Below are 21,100 nucleotides of genomic sequence, written 5' to 3' on the forward strand. Positions count from 1 at the left end.
CGGGATGCCTGCGACGCTGGCTGTGCCGGCGCGGTGCCGATGCTTTGATTATCCGTCCGGAACGTGTAAATGCAAGCCATTCGGCTTGCAGCGGCCCGGCCGCATTCGCCCTGCGCGCGGTAGAATGACGCGATGACATCCAGCGCCCGACATTTTGCCCTCGTTCCCGCTGCCGGCAGCGGCGCGCGCTTCGGCGCCGAGGTGCCCAAGCAGTACTTGCCGCTCGCCGGGCGGCCGGTGCTTTACCACACGCTCATGGCGCTGCTCGCCTGCCCGCATCTGGAGAAAGTCTGGGTCGTGCTCTCGGCCGACGACGCCTGGTGGCGCGGTTTCGACTGGCCCGGACTGGGCGGGCGCGTCGACGCTTTGTTCTGTGGTGGTGCGACCCGGGCCGCCAGTGTCAGCAATGGACTGGCGGCGATCGCGTCGCAGGTGGCGGACGACGACTGGATCCTGGTGCATGACGCCGCGCGCCCCTGCGTTACCCCCGCAGCGCTCGAACGCCTGTGCCGCGAATTGGCGAACGACCCGGTCGGCGGCTTGCTGGCGATGCCGGTCGCCGACACCCTGAAGCGTGCCGACGGTACGCAGCACGTTGCCGAGACGGTGGCGCGCGACGGGCTGTGGCAGGCGCAGACACCGCAGATGTTCCGTTACGGGCTGCTGGGGAAGGTGCTCGCCGGGCAGGGTGCTGTGACCGACGAGGCCAGCGCCTTCGAGGCGGCGGGCTATGCGCCGCGCCTCGTGCGCTCCGACATGACCAACCTCAAAGTGACCTACCCCGCCGATCTCGCGCTGGCGGAACTCATCCTCCAGGGACGACACGCATGATCCGCATCGGACAAGGCAGCGACATCCACGCGCTGGTCGAAGGGCGCAAACTGATCATCGGCGGCGTCGATATTCCACACGAGCGCGGCTTGCTCGGTCATTCGGACGCCGACGTGCTGGTGCATGCCGTGATCGACGCGCTGCTCGGCGCCGCGGCACTGGGCGACATCGGCCGCCATTTTCCCGACACCGATCCGCGTTACGCTGGCGCCGACAGCCGCGTCCTGCTGCGCGCTACGCGCGAACTGCTGGCAGCGCGGGGCTGGCGTATCGTTAACGTCGATTCAACGATCAGCGCCCAGCGCCCGAAAATGGCGCCGCACATCCCGCAGATGACCGCCAACCTCGCGGCCGACCTCGGTTTGCCCGAGGGCTGTGTCGGGATCAAGGCCAAGACCGCCGAGCGTCTCGGTTTCGTCGGTCGCGAAGAAGGCATCGCCACTGCTGCGGTGGCGCTTATCGAGCGCGACTGAGTTCGCGTTCGTCGGCGCGTCTACGGACGCGCTTTCCCGGCCCTCCTCGGCCGGGGCTTGCGTTCGTCCCTGTCCCCTGTTTTTCAGCCCGGCGTATCCCAACGGCGTGAAGCCGGCTCGCTGGAAGTGTTGTATCGCGTGTCGTCGCGAGGCCGCGGTGCGTCGATGATAATTACTTGTTTTTTATTGGTTTGATTTGCTTTCTATTACTTTTGTATTGTATTTAAGGCCATGAAAATGCTGCATAAAATCCGTTATTGACGTATCGCGAAGCGTAATTCTTGGTATAGTTGTCGCGCAGGAGAGAAAAGCAAAGTCAGTCATAACAACAACAACGTTTTCCTTCTCGAGTAGTAGCTGTCGTACCTGTTTTGCCGGCGCATGCGGCGAAATTGGCGGTGTGCGTCCTTCACATTCATTGTCAATTGAGGTTCATAGCTAATATGTCGAATAAATACGTCTACGTTTTCGGTCAATCCAAGACTGAAGGCGCTGCAGATATGAAGAATCTGCTTGGCGGTAAGGGCGCCAACCTGGCTGAGATGTGCAAACTGGGCATCGCCGTGCCGCCGGGACTGACGATCAGCACGGAGGCGTGCACCATCTTTACCCAGCAGGGTGCGGATGTGGTGCACAAGCTCATCGAAAAAGAAGTCCTTCAGGCCATCGCTTTCGTTGAAGGCGAAATGGGCAAGAAGTTCGGCGACGCCGCCGATCCTCTGCTCATGTCGGTGCGATCGGGCTCGCGTGCTTCGATGCCCGGCATGATGGACACCATCCTGAACCTCGGCCTCAATGACGAAGCAGTCAAGGGTTTGGCCCAAAAATCGGGTAACGAGCGTTTCGCCTGGGATTCCTACCGCCGCTTCATCCAGATGTACGGCGACGTGGTCATGGGCCTCAAGCCCGAGTCGAAGGAAGACCACGATCCGTTCGAAGAAATCATCGATCACATGAAGGAAAAGCGCGGCGTCGAACTCGACACCCAGCTTTCGGCCGACGACCTCAAGCAACTCGTCAAGGAATTCAAGGATGTGATCCGCGCCCGCTTGGGCGTCGAATTCCCGAACGACCCGTGGGAACAACTGTGGGGCGCCGTGATGGCCGTCTTCCGCAGCTGGAACAACGACCGCGCCAAGCTCTACCGCGCGATGAACGACATTCCCGAGGAGTGGGGAACGGCAGTCAACGTGCAATCGATGGTCTTCGGCAACCTGGGCGACAACAGCGGCACGGGCGTGTGTTTCACGCGCGACGCCGGCTCGGGTGAAGACATCTTCAACGGTGAATTCCTGGTCAACGCGCAGGGCGAGGACGTTGTCGCCGGCATCCGTACGCCGCAGCAGATCACCCTCGAAGGTTCGCGTCGCTGGGCCGAGCTGGCTCAGGTCAACGAAGAAGAGCGCCGCAGCAAGTACCCGTCGCTCGAAGAGTTGATGCCCGAGATCTATCAGCAACTGCTCAAGACCGAAACCTCGCTCGAACTGCACTACAAGGACATGCAGGACATCGAGTTCACCATCCAGGAAGGCAAGCTCTGGCTGCTGCAGACCCGTTCGGGTAAGCGCACCGGCGCGGCGATGGTGCGCATCGCCATGGAAATGCTGGCTCAGGGCATCATCAACGAGAAAACCGCGTTGCTGCGCGTCTCGCCCGACCGCCTGAACGAACTGCTCCACCCGGTGTTCGACAAGGCCGCGATCAAGGGCGCCAAGTCGATCGCTCACGGCTTGCCGGCTTCGCCGGGCGCCTCGACCGGCCAGATCGTCTTCTTCGCCGACGAAGCCGAGCAGTGGGTGCAGAATGGCCTCGACGTCATCCTCGTGCGTCAGGAAACCTCGCCGGAAGACCTGCGTGGCATGGCCGCCGCCAAGGGCATCCTCACCGCGCGCGGTGGCATGACTTCGCACGCCGCCGTCGTGGCGCGCGGCATGGGCAAGTGCTGCGTCTCGGGGGCCGGCGCCGTGCGCGTCGATCCGCGGGCCCGCACCATGACGGTCGATGGCAAGGTGTACAAAGAAGGCGACTGGATCTCGCTCGACGGTTCGACGGGCCAGGTCTATGAAGGCAAGATCGCGACCAAGGACGCCGACCTCTCGGGCGACTTCGGCAAGCTGATGGACATCGCCGAGGGCTACAAGACGATGGCCGTTCGCGCCAACGCCGATACGCCGGAAGATGCCCGCGTGGCCCGCGGCTTCGGTGCCGTCGGCATCGGCCTGTGCCGCACCGAGCACATGTTCTTCGAAGGCGACCGCATCAAGGCCGTGCGCGAGATGATCCTGGCGCGCGACGAGGAAGGCCGCCGCCGCGCGCTCGCCAAGCTGCTGCCGATGCAGCGCGGCGACTTCGAGGGGATCTTCAAGGCGATGGACGGGCTGCCCGTCACCATCCGTCTGCTCGATCCGCCGCTGCACGAGTTCCTGCCGCACGACGAAGCCAACCAGCGTGAGATGGCGATCGAGATGAGCCTCACCTTCGAGGGCATCAAGCATCGCGTCGACGACCTGCACGAAGCCAACCCGATGATGGGTCACCGTGGCTGCCGCCTCGGCATCACCTATCCGGAAATCACCGAGATGCAGGCCCGCGCGATCCTCGAAGCGGCGCTCAACGTCAAGGCCGAAGGCATCGCGCCGAAGGTTGAGATCATGATCCCGCTGGTCGGTAGCGTGCGCGAGTTCAACTCGCAGGCCAAGGTGATCCGCGACACGGCCGAGAAGGTCTTTGCCGAACGCGGTGCGACGATCGACTACATGATCGGCACGATGATCGAGACGCCGCGCGGTGCGCTGGTTGCCGACGGGATCGGCAAGGAAGCCGAGTTCTTCTCGTTCGGGACCAACGACCTGACGCAGATGACCCTCGGCTTCTCGCGTGACGACGTGGGCAAATTCCTGCCGCACTACCTCAAGCAGGGCATGTACGAGCAGGATCCCTTCCAGTCGATCGATCAGGTCGGCGTCGGCCAGCTCGTCAAGATGGCGGTCGACAAGGGGCGTTCGGTGCGTCCGAAGATCAAGCTCGGCGTTTGCGGCGAGCACGGCGGCGACCCGGCTTCGGTCGAGTTCTTCCACCGCGCTGGCCTCGACTACGTGAGCTGCTCGCCCTTCCGCGTGCCGATCGCCCGTCTGGCGGCCGCGCAAGCCGCGATCGTCGGCTAAACCCACAGCAAAACGTCGCATCGCCCCAACGCCAGCCTTCGGGCTGGCGTTTTTCGTTCACGTTCCAAGCAACCAAAAAAAACCGCGCCCAAGGGCGCGGTATGAAGTCCATCCCTTGCGGATGGAGGAGGGAGGGTCATGCATTGCCAGCGGGGGGAACGCTGAAGCAACGATTTCATCCTACGGGCCCGCGCCGGCGGCGTCTGTAGTCGTGTTTGCTGTTTTGGGTGACGGGGTGTGACCGTCGGCAACACTTTTGCGTCAAGTTCAGTGCCGCCTGTTTGACCGGCAGGCGCTCCGTCGGCGCTGCAAAATCAGAGTGCTTTTTGGGCAAGGAGGTGTTTCGTCTTTTGGTTTTTTTTGAAGATTGTTGCCTTGTGGTGTTCGAAAACGAAAATTTTGTTGTTGTTGACTTTGTTTTTTTATTGTGGCCAACTAAACATCGAAAGTCTTCAGGTTGATTTTATTTCTCTGTAAAGAATCTAAAAATCCAAAAAAATCATCGTCTAATAAGGCGTTCTTTGTGTTGTCTGTTGTCTTTGCTTAAAAAAGTTTAGTATTTTTGCTTAGTTGTCTGTGCGTTTGTTTGTTTTCAAAAACAATTGTGCGGATGCGCGGTTGGTGTCCGTGCCAAGGGGGGGGGATGGAAAGAGAACGTAAGCGTTCCTTGGTCTGCTCGCTCGCGGACGTGGTTTTTGCCCACGCCGAGGAACTGACCCAACTTGATCAAGCCATCGGCGACGGGGATCACGGCTTGAATCTCAAACGCGGTTTCGAGGCGGTCATGGCCGGGCTCGAGCCGGAATTGGACAAGTCGTTTCCTGATCTCGTGAAGTACATCGGAACGACACTGGTCATGAAGGTCGGTGGCGCTTCAGGCGCGCTATACGGCACCTTGTTCATGACCTTCGGCAAGCTGATGCCGGTCGATGGTGGGTGGGACGACTTCGTGCATACCTGCCGTCAGTCAGTCGAGGCCGTGCAGAAGCGTGGAAAATCCGAAGCCGGGCAAAAGACCATGCTCGACGTACTGATCCCGTTGCTCGAAGAGCTTGAACGGGGCCCCGATGAGATTTGTGCCCGTGTGCGTCATCGGGCCGAGGCGCAGGCGCTGGCAACCATTCCTCTGCTGGCTGTGCGTGGACGCGCGTCTTTCCTCGGTGAGCGCTCGATCGGACACATGGATCCGGGGGCGCGTTCTTCCGCGCTGATGGCCGAACGGATTTGCACGGTATGGGAGTGTGGGCAATGAGCAATGTCGGGATTGTGATCGTCTCGCATTCGGCGAAGGTTGCCGAGGGCGCGGCGGAGATGGTGTTGCAGATGGTGGGTGATTCCGTGCCGTTGGCGCATACCGGAGGCAATCCGGACGGAGGTCTGGGGACCGACGTGGCAGCGATTGTCGCCGCGATCGATCAGGCCTGGTCGCCAGCCGGGGTGGCGGTTCTGGTCGACCTTGGGGGCGCGGAGAGCAACAGCGAAGTGGCGATTGAGCTGCTGGCCCCGGATAAAGCTACAAATGTCGTCATCTGCAATGCGCCGGTCGTCGAGGGGGCGGTCATCGCCGCCACCGAGGCGAGTGGTGGCGCCAGCCTCCTAGAGGTGCAACAGGCGGCCGAGGATACCTTCCGCTAATGGCCCAGGAGACTTCTACGATCATGAACGAGTCCGTGGTGAGTGTCGCGGTTCTCTTGACCAATGCCCTTGGGCTGCATGCGCGTCCGAGCGTCAAGCTGACGCGCACGGCCAAGACCTTTCCCTGTCGTGTCGAGTTGTCACTTTCCGAGGATGGCCCTTGGATCGACGGCAAGAGCCCCGTCCAGGTCATGCGCTTTCGGGTTGCGCAAGGGCAGCACCTCCACCTGCGAGCCAGCGGCGAAGCCGCTGCGCAGGCGATCAGTGCCCTGGTCGACCTGGTTCGCCGCAATTTCGACGAAGAAGATGGCGAGCGCGATCACCCGAATCCAGCTTGCTCGACGTCAGGAGACGGGCATGGCTGAGCGCCGATTCACCGGGCGCTGCGCATCGCCCGGTCTGGCGCAGGGCGTCTTGCAGGCGGTCGAGGTGGCCGCCGTCGCGGTTCGTCGTCTGGGAGCTCCGGCGGCCGAGGCCGGGGCCTTGAAGATGGCGCTGAGGAGCGCCGGAAAAGCCTTGCTAGACCTGATGGCGCAAGGGGACGCGGACGCCGCGGCCATCGTCGAGTTCCAGCTTGCTTTCGTCGAGGACGAAACGCTGAGCGCGCCCGCGTTCGCGGCGATCACTTCCGGTGCCTTGGCTGGCGAAGCCTGGAAAAGCACGCTCGATGCCGAGATCGCGTTTTACCAGGGGAGCCAGGACGAATATTTCCGTGCCCGCGCTGCGGATCTGGTCGACCTGCGCGACCGGGTTCTGCAAACCTTGTACGGAGGTGCGGATGTCACAGCGTCACCGTCCGGTGGCATCGTTCTGGCAGACGATCTTCCACCCTCGCTTTTCCTCGCTCGGAATTGGCGTCAGGGTGACGGAATCGTGCTGCGCCAGGGGTCAGCGACCAGCCACGTGGCGATCCTGGCGCGTGCGCGTGGTATCCCGATGTTGGTTGGCGTCGGCGATGCACTCGATTTAGGGGATGTCCAGACCCCCGTGTTGCTCGATGCCAAGATGGGCCTCTTGATCATCGACCCGCAAGCTGCAAGCCAGGAAGCATTCTCCAGGCGATGTGTCGAGGAAGAGTGTTCGCGAGCCCGTGCAGAGGCGGCTGCTCTGGGTGAATGTCGCTCGAAGGATGGGCAGCGGGTTGAGATCTGGCTCAATGTTGCCGATCCCGAGGAACTCAACGGAATTTCGCCCGAGGTTTGCGACGGCATCGGTCTGGTTCGCAGTGAATTCTTTTTTCAGCGCGCCGGCCTGCCTGACGAGGAGGCGCAGTACGCGTTCTATGTGCGCCTGCTCGACTGGGCGGCTGGGCGACCTGTCGTTGTCCGCACGCTTGATGCCGGAGGCGACAAGCCTGTTCCCGGAGTCACCCTCGATGGGGAATCGAACCCCTTCCTGGGGGTTCGCGGCGTCCGTTTGTCTTTGCTCCGCGAGGATGTCTTCCTCGTTCAGTTGCGTGCCCTCGCACGGGCCGCGGCGCAGGGGCCGCTGTGGGTCATGTTGCCGATGGTCAGTGTTCCCCGTGAACTCGAACAGACACGTGCCCTCCTGGCGCGTGTGGTCGAGGAACTTCATTCGCAGGGCATCGAGGCACGTATGCCGTCATTGGGCATGATGGTCGAGGTTCCTGCGGCAGCGTTGACGCTTGATCGCTTCTCTGCCGATTTCTATTCGATCGGTTCCAACGACCTGGTTCAGTACGTCATGGCTGCCGGGCGCGACAGTCCGCACCTGGCGGACTTGCAGGATATCGGGGATGCGGCTGTCCAGTCGCTGCTTAAACAGGTTGTCGATGCCGCAACGCGGATGGGGCGCGGCGTCAGCCTGTGCGGTGACGCCGCAACGGATGAAGCATCGCTGCCGCTGCTGTTCAATGCCGGACTGCGCAAACTGTCGGTCGCGCCGGCAGCCCTGGGGCGGGTCAAGGCCACGGTTGCCGAACTCGATCTCCGAGAATCGGTGAACGAGGGGAGGCTCAAATGACGACTGGCTTCCAGCGAGGGGGCTCGGGGGATGCACTCGTTGAGTACAAGCGCGTTCTCGAAGAGGTGCTCAACAATCGCCCGTCCGGAACGCGGATGCGCTTGGCGACGGCGCTGGGCAAGAATCGTTCCTTCATTTCGCAGATCAGCAATCCGCTCTATCCGACGCCGATTCCCGCCATCCATCTCACGTTGCTGTTCGAGGTCTGCCGTTTTTCGAACGACGAACGTCGTCGTTTCCTTAGTGCGTATGCGGCAGCGCACCCGGGCCGTCGAATTCCCGGGCTGGAGGTGCATCCGGTCCGCCAGATCAGCCTCGAGGTACCCGATTTCGGAGATGAAATCCGCAACCGGGCGCTGGATTCCATGCTCGTCGATTATGTACGCAAGCTGTGTCGTTTAGTAGAACTCATTCCAACATCATCGGAAAAGGAGGGCTCGTCATGAAAAAGCTGATCAATTCCCCGGAAACCGTTTTGGCTGAGGCGCTCGACGGTTTTGCCGGGGCGCATGCGGACATCGTTGTTCTGGGTGAGGAGCGCAAATTCGTCCGGCGGCGTGAACTCAGGTCGGGCAAGGTGGCCTTGCTTTCGGGGGGCGGGTCGGGGCACGAACCCTTGCATGCGGGCTTCGTCGGTCGTGGGATGTTGGATGCTGCGTGCCCAGGGCAGGTTTTCACTTCGCCCTCGCCGGACCAGATGATTGCAGCGGCCCAAGCGGTCGATGGCGGGCGCGGCTGCCTTTTCATCGTCAAGAACTACGAGGGCGACGTGATGAATTTCGAGATGGCCGCCGAAGCCTGCGGTCTCGAAGTGCGTACGGTCATTACCGACGATGACGTTGCCGTCGAAAAGTCGACTTGGTCGATCGGCCGGCGTGGAGTGGCCGGAACCCTTGTCGTCGAGAAGGTCGTCGGTGCGGCGGCCGAGGAAGGTCGCGACCTTGATGCGCTTAAAACGCTCGGCGACGACGTCAACGCGCGGACCCGAAGCATGGGCGTGGCGCTCACCTCGTGTACGGTTCCGGCGGCAGGAAAACCGAACTTCGAGCTGCCCGACGACGAGATGGAAATGGGCGTCGGCATCCATGGTGAACCCGGGCGGCGGCGGGTCAAGCTCGAATCCGCCGACAAGATCGCGGCGGAGATCGTTGAAGCGATTGTGCACGACCTGGCACCGGCGACGGGGGAGCGGGTTCTCCTGCTGGTTAACGGTTTCGGTGCCACGCCGTCGATGGAGCTTTACCTGATGGCGAACTCGGCCCGCAAGCTCCTCGAGGCACGGGGGCTGAAGGTCGTCCGTCAACTGGTCGGCAACTACGTCACTTCGCTGGATATGGCCGGGTGCTCGATTACCGTCACCGCGGTCGACGATGAAATTTTACGCTTGTGGGACGCTCCGGTCCGCACGGCGGCGCTGGTCTGGGGCTGAATCTGACCGGCGAGGGCCCCGCGCTTTCCTGGCGGGGCGTTTGGCGATGCTTGATCAACCACTGAAACGGGAGGTGTCGCATGGTCGGAGTAGGACAGAAAGCGCCAGATTTCAAGGCGTTCGCATATCACGGCGGGGCGTTTGTTGACGTCGGCTTGGCGGATTATCGCGGGCGGTGGGTCGTCCTTCTTTTTTATCCGGGCGATTTTACTTTCGTCTGCGCTACCGAGGTTTCGGCTGCGGCAGAGAATTACGAGGCCTTTCATGGGCTCGGTGCCGAGGTATTGACGGTTAGTGTCGATTCGCCGTACGTGCATAAGGCCTGGGTTGAGCAGGAACTGCACAAGGTTGCCGAAAAGACGGTGCGTTTCCCGATGCTGTCCGATGTTGCCGGCAGCATCGGTCGACTCTACGGGGTTTTTGACGAAACTCAGTTGTTCAACCACCGAGGATTGTTCGTGATTGATCCGGATGGGGTGATCCAGGCCGTTCAGGTCACGCATCCTGCCGTCGGGCGAAGCTACGAAGAGCTATTCCGGATACTGGCAGGCCTGCAACGACTGCGCAGAAATCCGCACGAAGCGCTGCCTTGCGATTGGTTGCCCGGAGACAAAGTGCTTGAACCGAGTGCCGATCTCGTCGGCAATATCCACGGTGTCTGGACGACGGCCAATATGAGCATCGGGCGTTTCCGGAGCAGTGAAGGTGGGAGCGTCTGGTCGTCGGATCGCTTGCGTATTGATAAAGGATCGTCTTGAGGGGAGGGGCGCGACATTTTTTCGCCCCCGAATTACGGAGTAAGCAGCACGGGGAACGTAGCACGATTTAAATTCCATATACATTATCGGGAGAGATCCATGACACCGTTTGTTTCGGAAATCGTCGGTACGGCAATGATCCTGTTGTTTGGTTGCGGGGTGGTCGCGGGAGTTTTGCTCGATAAGAGCAAGGCGCAGGGCGGCGGCTGGATTGTCATTACTTTCGCATGGGCGATCGGGGTGACGCTGGGGGTTTATGCCTCGGGGCAGTTCAGTGGCGCGCACCTTAATCCTGCGGTCTCGATTGCGCTGGCTGCGGTGGGCAAATTCGACTGGGCTTTGGTGCCGACTTATGTTCTCGGACAGTTCATCGGCGCGATGGTCGGCTCTGGGCTGGTTTACCTCGCTTACCTGTCTCATTGGGGCGGGACCAGCGACCCGGGGCTGAAACTGGCGGTTTTTTCGACCGGTCCTGCGGTGCGTAATCCGGTCGGAAATTTCATCTGTGAGTTCATCTCCACGGCCATCCTGCTCTTCGTCATCATGTTCCTTGGCGCCAATAAATATGCGGAAGGCGTCGGCCCGATCGCTGTCGGCATTCTGATTCTTGGCATGGGGCTGTCCTTTGGCGGCCCGACCGGGTATGCCCTTAATCCGGCACGCGATCTCGGTCCGCGCATCATGCACGCGCTTCTGCCGATTCCGGGCAAGGGCGATTCGGATTGGGGCTACTCATGGATTCCTGTGGTTGCACCCGTCCTGGGTGGCATTTGTGGCGCGGCGCTGGCAAGCGCGGTGCTGTGAAAAAGCTTGCGGTGAAATTCAACTGACTTGAACGGAGGTCGATGAATCATGAGCAAAAAATATATTCTGGCGCTTGACCAAGGGACCACGAGTTCACGTGCGATCCTCTTTGACCAAACCGGACGCAGCGTCGGGGTGGCGCAGAAGGAGTTCTCGCAGATTTATCCGAAAGCCGGCTGGGTCGAGCACGACGCGCTCGAAATCTGGGGCACGCAGAGCGGTGTTGCGCGTGAGGTGCTGGAGCGCAGTCGGGTGCGCCCGGACGAAGTGGCGGCGATCGGGATCACCAATCAGCGCGAAACGACCGTCGTCTGGGACAAAGCTACCGGTAAGCCGATTTACAACGCCATCGTCTGGCAGTGTCGGCGTACCGCCAGTATTTGCGACGCGCTTAAGGCCGAGGGGCTCGAAAACTACGTGCGCGAGAACACCGGGCTAGTCCTCGATGCGTACTTCTCGGGAACCAAGGTCAAGTGGATTCTCGACAACGTTCCGGGGGCACGGGTGCGCGCCGAGAAAGGTGAGCTGCTGTTCGGCAACATCGACACCTGGCTGATCTGGAACCTCACCCGCGGCAAGGTGCACGTCACCGATTACTCGAACGCTTCGCGGACGATGCTCTTCAACATCAAGACGCTGGAGTGGGATCAGAAGATGCTTGATCTGCTTGGCGTCCCGTTGGCGATGTTGCCCAAGGTGCGGCCGTCGAGCGAAGTCTATGGCTATACCGATGCCCAGACCTTCGGTGGCGCCGAGATTCCGATTGCCGGGGTCGCCGGCGACCAGCAGGCCGCGCTGTTCGGGCAGGCGTGCTTCTCCGACGGGATGGCCAAGAACACCTACGGCACCGGCTGCTTCATGCTGATGAATACCGGCGAGAAGCGCGTTCCGTCGAAGAACGGATTGCTGACGACGATTGCCTGGGGCGTCGACGGCAAGGTCGAGTACGCGCTCGAAGGCAGCATCTTCGTCGCCGGGGCCGCGGTCCAGTGGCTGCGCGACGAGTTGCGCCTCGTCGACAACGCCGCGCAGACCGAGGCCATGGCCGCCTCGGTTCCGGATAGTCACGGCGTTTATCTGGTCCCGGCTTTCGTCGGTCTCGGCGCGCCATATTGGGACATGTACGCCCGCGGCACCCTGGTTGGCCTGACTCGTGGCGCGAACCGCAACCACATCGTGCGGGCGACGCTCGAATCGATTGCCTACCAGACGCGCGACGTCTTGCAAGCCATGGAGGAGGACTCGGGAATCAAGCTGGCGGCGCTCAAAGTGGATGGCGGCGCTGTGGCCAACAATTTCCTGATGCAATTCCAGTCCGACATCCTGGGCGTCCCGGTGCAGCGGCCTTGTGTCACAGAGACGACGGCCATGGGTGCGGCTTTCCTAGCTGGCCTTGCCGTTGGCTTCTGGAAGAGCAAGAGCGAGATTGCCGAACGCTGGGCTGTTGATCGGGCTTTCAGTCCTGCAATGGCGGCAGAGGAGCGCGACCGGAAGTACTCGGGATGGAAGAAAGCGGTCAAGCGTGCCTTGGCGTGGGAGGAAGAGGGCGCCTAAAGTGGTTTGAGTGACATCCCCGGGGAGCGCCTCTGCGGGCGCTTTCCCGGACTGAGGTTCTTTATAGGGCAAAAAAACGCCGGGCGGCTGACGCGGCCCGGCGTTGCATTTTTGGGGTTCCGTCAGTCGCTGACCTTGGCCTTGGCGCGCAGGCTGTCGACCAGCTTGCCGATCTGCTGCTGCTGGGCTTGCTGCTGCAGGCGCGGCTTGACCTCTTCGAAGGACGGCGCGCTGAGCGGGCGGCTGTCGTCGAGCAGGATGACGTGGTAGCCAAAGTCGGTCTTGACCGGCGTTTCGGTGAACTTACCCTTGGCGAGCGCGGTGAGCGCGTCGGCGAAGGGCTTGACGAAGTTGCCGGCGCTGGCCCAGCCGAGGTCGCCGCCGTTATCCTTCGAGCCCGGATCGATCGACTGCTTGGCGAGTTCTTCGAACTTGGCCCCCTTCTTCAGGTTGTCGACGATCGCCTTGGCGTCTTCTTCCTTCTGGACCAGGATGTGGCGCGCCTTGTACTCGGTGTCGCCGAGCTGGGCCTTGATCTTGTCGTAGTCGGCCTTGAGTTGGGCGTCGGTGATCGGGTTCTTCTTCAGGTAATCCTGCACGAAAGCGCGGATGAAGATGGCCTGGCGGGCCGCGTCGGCCTGGGCGGAAACGTCGGCACGCTTGTCGATGCCGGCCTTCTTGGCTTCCTGGATCAGCAGTTCACGGCGGATCAGCTCTTCGCGGACGGCGTTCTTCAGTTCCGGCGAATCGGGGGCGCCCTGCGCCTTTTGTTCGGCGATGAAGGTGTCGGCCAGGTTTTGCGGAATGGCGACGCCGTTGACCGTGACGAATGCCTTGCCGGCGGCCATGGCAGGCGCCGAGATCAGGGCGCCGACGAGCAGGGCGGCCGCGAGTGTCGTTTTCTTATGCATTTCTCGTTGTCCTTCAGTCAGGGGAAAAAAGCGCAGGATAGGGGTTCGGAGGGGAAGAGTAAAGCAACAGACTGTACGCGACGAGGCGTGCAGCCTTGCCGGTTCAGGCCTAAGTCGATTCTTCCGGGGTTTGCGCGCGAATGCTCAACGCATGGATGTGGGTGCGCATCAGATCGCCGAGCGCCTCGTTCACCAGGCGGTGGCGGGCCAGCGTGGCTTTGCCGGCAAAGCCTGCGGCGACGATGTGGAGGCGGTAATGGCCGCCGCTGCGGGCGCCGGCGTGGCCGGCATGCTGCGCGGAGTCATCGATCAGTTCGATACGTTCTGCATTCAGCGTGGCGAGCCGGGCGCGGATGAGCGCTTCGATCTCGGGGAACGGCAAGGGGCCGGCGCCGCTCATGCCGGGAAGACCTTGCGGAAAGGCTTGACCGTCACCCGGGCGTAAACGCCGGCCGCCACGTAAGGGTCGGCATCGGCCCAGGCCTGGGCGGCATCGAGTGAGGCGAATTCGGCGACGATCAGGCTGCCGGTGAAACCGGCCGGGCCGGGGTCGGCGCTGTCGATCGCCGGGCAGGGGCCGGCGAGGATGAGGCGGCCGGCATTTTGCAGCGCCTGCAGGCGCTCGAGGTGGGCCGGGCGCGCGGCAAGGCGCGCCGCAAGGCTGTCTTCGCGATCTTCTCCGACGATGGCGTAGAGCATCATTCTTTCTCCTGCATGTGTTTGGTCAGGTAAACGCCTTGCCCGAGGGCGAAGGCCAGCGTCAGGCCGATGCCGCCGAACATCTTGAAATTGACCCAGGCATCGGTCGACAGGCCAAGGGCGAAGGCCACGAGCAGGTTGATCACGCCCATGACGAGGAAGAAGACGACCCACGACCAGTTGAGCATTTTCCAGGCGGGCTCGGGCAGGCTGACCTGCTCGCCGAGCAGCGAACGGATGAGGTTCTTGCCGAAGGCCAGGGTGCTGACCGTCAGCCCGGCGGCGAACGCCCAGTAGAGGACGGTCGGCTTCCATTTGATGAAGTTCTCGTCGTGGAAGAGCAGGGTCATGCCGCCGAAGACGGTGACGATGACGAGGCTCGCCCACAGCATGGCATCGACCTTGCGGTGACGAAACCACACCCAGCCGATCTGGGCGAAGGTGGCGGCAATGGCGACGCCGGTGGCGACGAAAATGCCTTCGGTCTTGAAGGCGATGAAGAAGAGGATGACCGGGAAGAGGTCGAAGAGAAATTTCATGTTCGGCGCAACGTATGGACCGGCGGATTATGGCCGATTTGCGTCGCGACTGTCCATTTGCCGGCGCGGAGGATTGCCGTGCGGCGTCGGGCAAGGTAGTCTCCTGTTGATGTTCACTGCCCCGACCGCCATGAACCGGATCGCCATCGTTGATGACAGCGAGATTAACCTGACCTTGTTCAAGGCGCTCGTCAGCCGCATTCCAGGATGTGTGCCGGAGTGCTTCGTGCAGGCGGAGGTCGGCTTGTCCTGGTGCCTTGAGCAACGCCCGGAATTGATCATCGTCGACTACATGATGCCGGGGATGGACGGGCTTGAATTCGTCCGCCGGCTGCGGGAAAGCCCGGCTTGCGCCGAACTGCCGTTGCTGATGATCACCGCCAACGTCGATAAGCAGGTGCGCTACGAGGCTTTGCAGCGCGGGGCCACGGATTTTCTGACCAAGCCCGTCGACCGCATCGAGTTCGACGCGCGCGTGCGCAATATGCTGGCCCTGGGCGAGAGCCGGCGCCATCTCGCCGACCGCGCGGCCTGGCTGGCCGATGAAGTGCGCAAGGCGACGGAGGCCGTGCATGCGCGCGAGCAGGAGCTGCTTTTCCGCATGTCGCGCGCCGCCGAGTTCCGCGATCCCGAGACCGGTGCGCACATCCAGCGCATGGCGCATTGTTCGCGCCTGATCGCACAGCAACTCGGTCTGCCGTCCGAAACCCAGGCGCTGATCCTGCAGGCGGCGCCGATGCACGACATCGGCAAGATCGGGATTCCGGATCACATTCTGCTCAAACCCGGGCCGCTCACTTCCGCCGAGTTCGAGATCATGAAGACGCACGCGACGATCGGACATGAGCTGATGCGGGGGAGCGCCTCGTCCGTCATGCAGGCGGCGGCGACGATCGCCGTCTCGCACCACGAACGTTACGACGGCAACGGCTACCCTTACGGCACGGCGGGCGAGCAGATCCCGCTGCTCGGGCGCATCGTCGCGGTCGCCGATGTTTTCGATGCGCTGCTGGCCGAACGCCCGTACAAATCGGCCTGGACGCTCGAACAGGCGCTGGCTTACTTGCACGACGGGCGCGGCAGCCACTTTGATCCGCAATGCGTCGATGCCTTCATGGCCGTGCTCGACGACGTGCTGGCGGTGTGCGAACGTTACCGCGACGAATACATTCCAGGGGCCGGCTGGGGCGAAGGGAGCGTCGAATGACACCGATTTACGATCGAACCGACGCGATTGCCCGTCTGGGGGGGGACGCCGAGCTGTTCGCCGCGGCGGCGGCGATGTTCGTCGCCGAGAGCGAGACTTACCGCGCCGCGCTCAAAGACGCCCTGGCCACGGGCGATGCGGCGCTGCTCCGGCGCGAGGCGCATACCGTCAAGAGCATGCTGGCGACCTTTTCATTCGCCTCAGGGCGTGCCCGGGCGCTGGCGCTCGAACAGGCCGCAGCGGCCGGCGATCTGGCCGAAGCGCCCGCGTTGGCGGCGGCCGTCGATGCCGACATTGCCCTCCTGGCCGAGGCGCTGGCCGACGAAAGCGCGGTCTAGCGCGGCAGACTCAGGCCGCGCGCGGCGTCGGCGGGGGTGCTGTTTGCCGGGACGATGCCGAGTAGCGGTGCCGGCAGCCGTGCCTTGAGCGCCTCCAGGTTTTCCTCGAAACGGTTCATCTGCGGGTCGATGCGGTTGGCGACCCAGCCGGCGAGCGGCAGGCCACGCGCAGCGATGGCATCGCGCGTGAGCAGGGCGTGGTTGATGCACCCGAGGCGCATGCCGACCACCAGGATCACCGGCAGGGCGAGGTCCTGTGCCAGGTCGGCCGCATCGTAACGCGGGCCGAGCGGAACCAGGAAACCACCGACGCCCTCGACCAGCACCGCGTCGGCGTGCGCACGCAGCGCGTCGAAGGCGGTGCGGATCGGTCCAGGTTCGATGGCCCGGCCAGCTTCGGCGGCGGCGATGTGCGGCGCGATCGGCGGCGCGAAGAGGTAGGGATTGACGAGCTCGCGCGCCGGTTTGACGGGCATCGCAGCGAGCAGTTGCTCGACGTCCTCGTTGCACCCGTCGGCATCGGTGCCGGCGGCGATGGGTTTCATGCCGACCGCGTTCAGGCCTTGTGCGGCGAAAGCGTGCAGCAGGGCGCAGGTGACGAAGGTCTTGCCGACTTCGGTGTCGGTGCCGGCGACGAACCAGGCGGGGGCTTGCGGTGCGTTCATATTCGATGCTCCGGGGGGCGGAAGAAAAGTCTCGGCGCGGTCGGGTTCGATTTGCGTCGGCGGCGAAGGCGCGATGGAGTGCGGTGTCTAGCCCGGCCGTCTGGCCGTATACAGCAGTACGTCGTAGCTCGCGGGCAGCCCGGCGGGCGTCCGGTAGGCTTCGTAAGCGGCCTGGACGCGCGTCCAGGCGTCCTTGCCGAGCATGCCGCTGCGACCGCCCTCGCCGACGTTCTGGGCGCCGATGGCTTTGACCGCGCGCAGCAGCGTCTTGAGTTCAGGGTAGTGCACGAGGTGGCGCTCGCGAACGAGTTCGATGTCGAGGAAACCAGCACCGGCGAGCGCGGCACCGATGGCTTCGGGATCGCTGAAGGGCAGCGTGTGACGGTGCGCGTCGATGCCGGAAAAGGCGCTGCGCAATTCGTGGAAGGTTTCGGTGGCCAGGGTGCTGAGCGCCAAGCGGCCGCCGGGGCGCAGGACGCGATGCGCTTCGGCGAAGACGCGGGCGGCGTCGCACCACTGGATGGTCAGGCTCGACCACCAGAGCTCGAAGCGGGCGTCGGCGAATGGTAGGTGTTCGATGTCGCCGGCCGCGCCGGTGCTGAGTTGGGCGCGGGCCTGGCCGAGCATCGCCGGGGCGAAGTCGACGCCGGTGATTTCGGCCTGCGGCCAGCGCTGGCGCAGGAGACCGGCACCGTAGCCCGTGCCGCAGCCGGCGTCGAGGATGTGCGTCGGCGGCGTGGTGTCGAATGTGCTGCGGGCAACGAGGGTGGCGAGCAGGCGGTCGCAGACGCGGCGCTGGACGACGGCGGCGCTGTCGTAGGTGACGGCGGCACGGTCGAAGGAGGCGCGTACGCGCTGCTTGAGATCAGGCGGAAGCATGGCAAAAGTCGCCGACGAGGGCGGTAAAGCGTTCGAGGTCGTGGAGGAAAGGCGCGTGCGCGGCGTCGGCAAACGTCTCGAGCCGTGCTTGCGGCAAGGTCTGGGCGAGCCAGCGCGCGGCGCCGAGCGGCATCAGGGGGTCGCGTTCGCCGTGGATGAGCAGCGTCGGCGTGCGCACGTTGGCGACTTCGGCGCGCAGGTCAACGTCGCGCAGCCAGGCGAGGCCGGAGAGCAAGCTTGCTGCGTCGGGCAAAGGGGCGTCCTTGAGCGTGCGCGCGAGCTGGCGGCCGATGGTGCGCGCTTGCGCATCGCCCTGGTTGAACAGGGCGACGAAGCGTTGCAGCGCTGTGGCCGGGTCGGCGGCGACGGCGGCGGTGAAACCTTCGAGCAGTGCGGGCGGCTGTGCGTCGGGCCAGCCGGTGGTTTGTACGAAGGCCGGCGTGGCGCCGACGAGGATCAGTCCGGCGAGTTTTTCGGGGGCGATTCGGGCCGCCCGCAGCGCCAGTTGCGCGCCGAGCGACCAGGCGCACAGGACGGCGCCGGGCGGCAGGCGGTTGGCCAGAGTTTGCGCGGCCTGCGTGAAGTCGGCGGTGGCTTCGGTGTTGCCGTAGCCGGGCAGGTCGAGCGGCGTGACGCGCTGCTCGGGATGCGTGGCGGCCAGGCGTTCGACGACGGGCGCCCAGGCTGCACGGCCGGCGCCCCAGCCGTGCAGCAGAAAGAGTTCAGTGCTTTTCATGCCAGTTCGCGCAAGGCGTCGACGAGGCGTTCGACGTGTTCGGTGGTGTGCGCTGCGGAGAGCGAGACACGCAGGCGGGCGCTGCCCTGCGGGACTGTCGGCGGGCGGATTCCGGGCACCCACAGGCCGCGTGAATAAAGGGCTTCAGCCAGGGCGACGACGGCGTGGTTATCGCCGACGACGATGGGCTGAATCGCGGTCGGCGAAGGCAGCAGGCGCCAGGGTGTTCCGGCAAGTCCCGTACGCAGTTGTGCGGTGAGCGCGGCCAGATGCGCGCGGCGCGCGTCGCCTTGGGCGATCAGGGCGAGGCTGGCGCGCAGCGCGCAGGCGATGATCGGGCTCGATCCGGTCGAGAAAATGTAGGTTCGGGCGCGTTGCAGCAGCCACTCGATGACCGTCGCCGAGCCGGCGATGAAGGCGCCCGAGGCGCCCGCGGCCTTGCCCAGCGTACCCATGTAGATGAGGCGCGGTGAGGCCGGCAGGGTGAAGTGGGCGCAGGCGCCGCGCCCTTGCGGGCCGAGGACCCCGAAACCGTGTGCGTCGTCGACCACCAGCCAGGCGTCGAAGCGCTCGGCCAGCGCGAGCAGTTCGGGCAGCGGTGCCACGTCGCCGTCCATGCTGAACACGGCGTCGGTGAGGATCAGCTTGCGCTTGGCGGTGCTCGCCGCGAGGCGTGCTTCGAGCGCGGCGAGGTCGGCGTGCGGGTAGCGCACGCTGTGCGCCCGTGAGAGCTGCACGGCATCGATCAGCGACGCGTGGTTGAGCTTGTCGGCGAAGACCGCGTCGTCGCGCCCGACGAGCGCCGGAACGATGGACAGGTTGGCCATGTAGCCGGTCGATAAAAACAGCGCGCGCTCGGCGCCGACGAAGGCGGCGAGTTCCTGTTCGAGCTGTTCGTGCGGCGCGAGGTGACCGCTGACGAGGTGCGAAGCGCCGCTGCCGACGCCCCATTGTTGGGCTCCGGCGACGGCGGCTTCGACGAGTGCCGGGTCGTTGGCCAGGCCCAGGTAATCGTTGCTGCAGAAGCTGACGAACTCGCGCCCGTCGACCACCGCCAGCGGGCCGCAGGGCGCTTCGAGGGTGCGGCGCCGCCGTTTGAGGCCGGCGGTTTCGAGCGCCGCAAGTTCGTCGTGCAGGCTGTCGTAAATCATCCGGCCAGCGCCTCGTCGAGCGCGCCTTCGAGGGCACGGGCCAGATGCTCGATCTCGGCATCGCTCACGATGTACGGCGGCATCACGTAGACCGTGGTGCCGATCGGGCGCAGCAACGCCTCGCGGGCGAGCGCGGCGCGGTAGAAGCGGCGCGAGAAATGCGGGTCGTCGCTGGCGACGTCAAAGGCCTGGATCATGCCGCGCCGGCGCAGGTGGCGCACTTCGGGGCGCTCGGCGAGCGGTGCCAGCGCCGCGTACAGGCGGTCGGAGAGGCTTTTGTTGCGGGCGATGACGTCGTCTTCAGCGAAGATGTCGAGCGTCGCCAGCGCGGCGCGGCAGGCGAGCGCGTTGCCGGTGTAGGAGTGCGAGTGCAGGAAGCCGCGCGCCGTGGCGTCGTCCCAAAAGGCGCCGTAGACGGCGTCGGTGGTGAGGACGATGGACAGCGGCAGATAACCGCCCGAGATGCCTTTCGACAGGCACAGGAAGTCGGGTTTGATGCCCGCCTGATCGTGCGCGAAGAAGGTGCCGCTGCGACCGCAGCCGACGGCGATTTCGTCGCAGATGAGGTGCACGGCGTAGCGGTCGCACAGCGCACGCGCCAGGCGCAGGTATTCCGGGTCGTACATCGCCATGCCGCTGGCGCACTGGACGAGCGGCTCGACGATCAGCGCGGCGAGGGTCTCGTGATGTTTTTCGAGGTGGGCTTCGAGCGCGGCGGCGGCGCGGCGGGCGACGTCGACGGGTGTTTCACCGGGCTCGGCGCGGCGGGCGTCGGGGGGCGGCACGGTCGCGGCCGGGCGGATCAGCGGCGCGTAGGCGTCCTTGAAGATCGCGACGTCGGTGACCGCCAGCGCGCCGACGGTTTCGCCGTGGTAACTGCCTTCGAGGCAGAGGAAATCCCGTTTCTTGTCGAAGCCGCGGTTGCGCCAGCTGTGGAAGGACATCTTCAGCGCGATTTCGGTCGCCGAGGCGCCGTCCGAGGCGTAGAAGGCGTGTCCAAGCGCGCCGCCGGTCAAGGCCGCGAGGCGCTCGGAGAGTTCGACCACCGGGCGGTGGGTGAAGCCGGCGAGGATGACGTGCTCGAGTTCGTCGAGCTGCGCGCGCAGCGCGGCGTTGATGCGCGGGTTGGCGTGGCCGAAGAGGTTGACCCACCACGAGCTGATGCCGTCGAGGTAGCGACGGCCGTCGAAGTCGTACAGCCAGGCGCCTTGGCCGCGCGCGATCGGGATGAGCGGCAGCGAACCGGCATCGCCGTTGGCGTGCTGCTTCATCTGCGTGCACGGGTGCCAGACGGCGCGTTGGCTGCGCGCGAGCAGTTCGGCGTTGTCCATCAGGGCTCCGTCG

At 64.1% G+C, this 21,100-nt stretch carries 23 protein-coding genes; 14 read left to right on the plus strand and 9 right to left on the minus strand.

What is annotated here, in order from left to right:
* Window positions 1–132 precede the first annotated feature (132 nt).
* The 12 genes from ispD to glpK all read left to right on the plus strand — a co-directional run bounded on the left by ispD (window position 133) and on the right by glpK (window position 12,631).
* A complete protein-coding gene (gene ispD, locus QMB55_RS07700; RefSeq protein WP_497588101.1) occupies window positions 133–831 on the plus strand; it encodes a 2-C-methyl-D-erythritol 4-phosphate cytidylyltransferase in 699 nt (232 codons plus the stop codon).
* Complete coding sequence (gene ispF / locus QMB55_RS07705; RefSeq protein WP_497588102.1) at window positions 828–1,304, plus strand: 2-C-methyl-D-erythritol 2,4-cyclodiphosphate synthase; 477 nt, start codon at window positions 828–830, stop codon at window positions 1,302–1,304. The genes ispD and ispF overlap by 4 nt, the downstream gene beginning before the upstream one ends.
* Window positions 1,305–1,747: 443 nt before the next feature.
* Window positions 1,748–4,468, plus strand: coding sequence for a pyruvate, phosphate dikinase (gene ppdK / locus QMB55_RS07710; protein WP_497588103.1), 2,721 nt, complete (start codon window positions 1,748–1,750; stop codon window positions 4,466–4,468).
* Between the two features lie 643 nt (window positions 4,469–5,111).
* Complete coding sequence (dhaL, locus tag QMB55_RS07715; protein ID WP_497588104.1) at window positions 5,112–5,720, plus strand: dihydroxyacetone kinase subunit DhaL; 609 nt, start codon at window positions 5,112–5,114, stop codon at window positions 5,718–5,720.
* A complete protein-coding gene (gene dhaM, locus QMB55_RS07720; RefSeq protein WP_497588105.1) occupies window positions 5,717–6,103 on the plus strand; it encodes a dihydroxyacetone kinase phosphoryl donor subunit DhaM in 387 nt (128 codons plus the stop codon). Before dhaL ends, dhaM begins: the two co-directional genes overlap by 4 nt.
* 23 nt (window positions 6,104–6,126) lie before the next feature.
* Window positions 6,127–6,468, plus strand: coding sequence for an HPr family phosphocarrier protein (locus QMB55_RS07725; RefSeq protein WP_497588106.1), 342 nt, complete (start codon window positions 6,127–6,129; stop codon window positions 6,466–6,468).
* A complete protein-coding gene (locus QMB55_RS07730) occupies window positions 6,461–8,086 on the plus strand; it encodes a phosphoenolpyruvate--protein phosphotransferase (RefSeq protein ID WP_497588107.1) in 1,626 nt (541 codons plus the stop codon). The genes QMB55_RS07725 and QMB55_RS07730 overlap by 8 nt, the downstream gene beginning before the upstream one ends.
* Complete coding sequence (locus QMB55_RS07735) at window positions 8,083–8,532, plus strand: hypothetical protein (protein ID WP_497588108.1); 450 nt, start codon at window positions 8,083–8,085, stop codon at window positions 8,530–8,532. The genes QMB55_RS07730 and QMB55_RS07735 overlap by 4 nt, the downstream gene beginning before the upstream one ends.
* The gene (gene dhaK / locus QMB55_RS07740) at window positions 8,529–9,515 is read left to right on the plus strand and encodes a dihydroxyacetone kinase subunit DhaK (RefSeq protein ID WP_497588109.1); all 987 of its coding nucleotides are present in this window, start codon (window positions 8,529–8,531) and stop codon (window positions 9,513–9,515) included. Before QMB55_RS07735 ends, dhaK begins: the two co-directional genes overlap by 4 nt.
* Before the next feature lie 80 nt (window positions 9,516–9,595).
* Window positions 9,596–10,273, plus strand: a complete 678-nt coding sequence (locus QMB55_RS07745; RefSeq protein ID WP_497588110.1) for a redoxin domain-containing protein — start codon at window positions 9,596–9,598, stop codon at window positions 10,271–10,273.
* A gap of 99 nt (window positions 10,274–10,372) precedes the next feature.
* Entirely contained in the window at window positions 10,373–11,077 is a 705-nt protein-coding gene (locus tag QMB55_RS07750; RefSeq protein ID WP_497588111.1) for an MIP/aquaporin family protein, read from the plus strand.
* A 48-nt stretch (window positions 11,078–11,125) separates the two neighbouring features.
* Window positions 11,126–12,631 carry a glycerol kinase GlpK gene (gene glpK / locus QMB55_RS07755; protein WP_497588112.1) on the plus strand — a complete coding sequence of 502 codons (1,506 nt, stop codon included), beginning with the start codon at window positions 11,126–11,128 and terminating at the stop codon, window positions 12,629–12,631.
* A gap of 122 nt (window positions 12,632–12,753) precedes the next feature.
* Here glpK and QMB55_RS07760 read toward each other — a convergent pair whose 3' ends face one another.
* The 4 genes from QMB55_RS07760 to QMB55_RS07775 all read right to left on the minus strand — a co-directional run bounded on the left by QMB55_RS07760 (window position 12,754) and on the right by QMB55_RS07775 (window position 14,780).
* Entirely contained in the window at window positions 12,754–13,542 is a 789-nt protein-coding gene (locus QMB55_RS07760; RefSeq protein ID WP_497588113.1) for a peptidylprolyl isomerase, read from the minus strand.
* Between the two features lie 109 nt (window positions 13,543–13,651).
* Window positions 13,652–13,942, minus strand: a complete 291-nt coding sequence (locus QMB55_RS07765; RefSeq protein ID WP_497588114.1) for a BolA family protein — start codon at window positions 13,940–13,942, stop codon at window positions 13,652–13,654.
* On the minus strand, window positions 13,939–14,241 hold the full coding sequence (locus QMB55_RS07770) for a YciI family protein (protein WP_497588284.1): 303 nt from the start codon (window positions 14,239–14,241) through the stop codon (window positions 13,939–13,941). The genes QMB55_RS07765 and QMB55_RS07770 overlap by 4 nt, the downstream gene beginning before the upstream one ends.
* Complete coding sequence (locus QMB55_RS07775; protein ID WP_497588115.1) at window positions 14,241–14,780, minus strand: septation protein A; 540 nt, start codon at window positions 14,778–14,780, stop codon at window positions 14,241–14,243. The genes QMB55_RS07770 and QMB55_RS07775 overlap by 1 nt, the downstream gene beginning before the upstream one ends.
* A gap of 109 nt (window positions 14,781–14,889) precedes the next feature.
* Here QMB55_RS07775 and QMB55_RS07780 point away from each other — a divergent pair, with 109 nt between their 5' ends.
* Window positions 14,890–15,987 (plus strand): HD domain-containing phosphohydrolase, encoded by a 1,098-nt coding sequence (locus tag QMB55_RS07780; protein WP_497588116.1) that lies wholly within the window; start codon window positions 14,890–14,892, stop codon window positions 15,985–15,987.
* Window positions 15,984–16,325: an Hpt domain-containing protein gene (locus tag QMB55_RS07785; protein ID WP_497588117.1), complete on the plus strand. Its 342-nt coding sequence runs from the start codon at window positions 15,984–15,986 to the stop codon at window positions 16,323–16,325. Before QMB55_RS07780 ends, QMB55_RS07785 begins: the two co-directional genes overlap by 4 nt.
* Here QMB55_RS07785 and bioD read toward each other — a convergent pair.
* The 5 genes from bioD to QMB55_RS07810 form a co-directional block, all read right to left on the minus strand.
* Complete coding sequence (bioD, locus tag QMB55_RS07790) at window positions 16,322–16,990, minus strand: dethiobiotin synthase (protein ID WP_497588118.1); 669 nt, start codon at window positions 16,988–16,990, stop codon at window positions 16,322–16,324. The two genes, QMB55_RS07785 and bioD, sit on opposite strands and share 4 nt — an antisense overlap.
* Window positions 16,991–17,077: 87 nt before the next feature.
* Window positions 17,078–17,869 carry a malonyl-ACP O-methyltransferase BioC gene (bioC, locus tag QMB55_RS07795; RefSeq protein WP_497588119.1) on the minus strand — a complete coding sequence of 264 codons (792 nt, stop codon included), beginning with the start codon at window positions 17,867–17,869 and terminating at the stop codon, window positions 17,078–17,080.
* Window positions 17,856–18,605, minus strand: coding sequence for an alpha/beta fold hydrolase (locus QMB55_RS07800; RefSeq protein ID WP_497588120.1), 750 nt, complete (start codon window positions 18,603–18,605; stop codon window positions 17,856–17,858). Before QMB55_RS07800 ends, bioC begins: the two co-directional genes overlap by 14 nt.
* Window positions 18,602–19,756, minus strand: a complete 1,155-nt coding sequence (bioF, locus tag QMB55_RS07805; RefSeq protein WP_497588121.1) for an 8-amino-7-oxononanoate synthase — start codon at window positions 19,754–19,756, stop codon at window positions 18,602–18,604. Before bioF ends, QMB55_RS07800 begins: the two co-directional genes overlap by 4 nt.
* A complete protein-coding gene (locus QMB55_RS07810) occupies window positions 19,753–21,087 on the minus strand; it encodes an adenosylmethionine--8-amino-7-oxononanoate transaminase (protein ID WP_497588122.1) in 1,335 nt (444 codons plus the stop codon). The genes bioF and QMB55_RS07810 overlap by 4 nt, the downstream gene beginning before the upstream one ends.
* Window positions 21,088–21,100 lie beyond the last annotated feature (13 nt).

This window comes from Propionivibrio sp. (assembly GCF_041441355.1).
Lineage (GTDB): Bacteria > Pseudomonadota > Gammaproteobacteria > Burkholderiales > Rhodocyclaceae > Propionivibrio.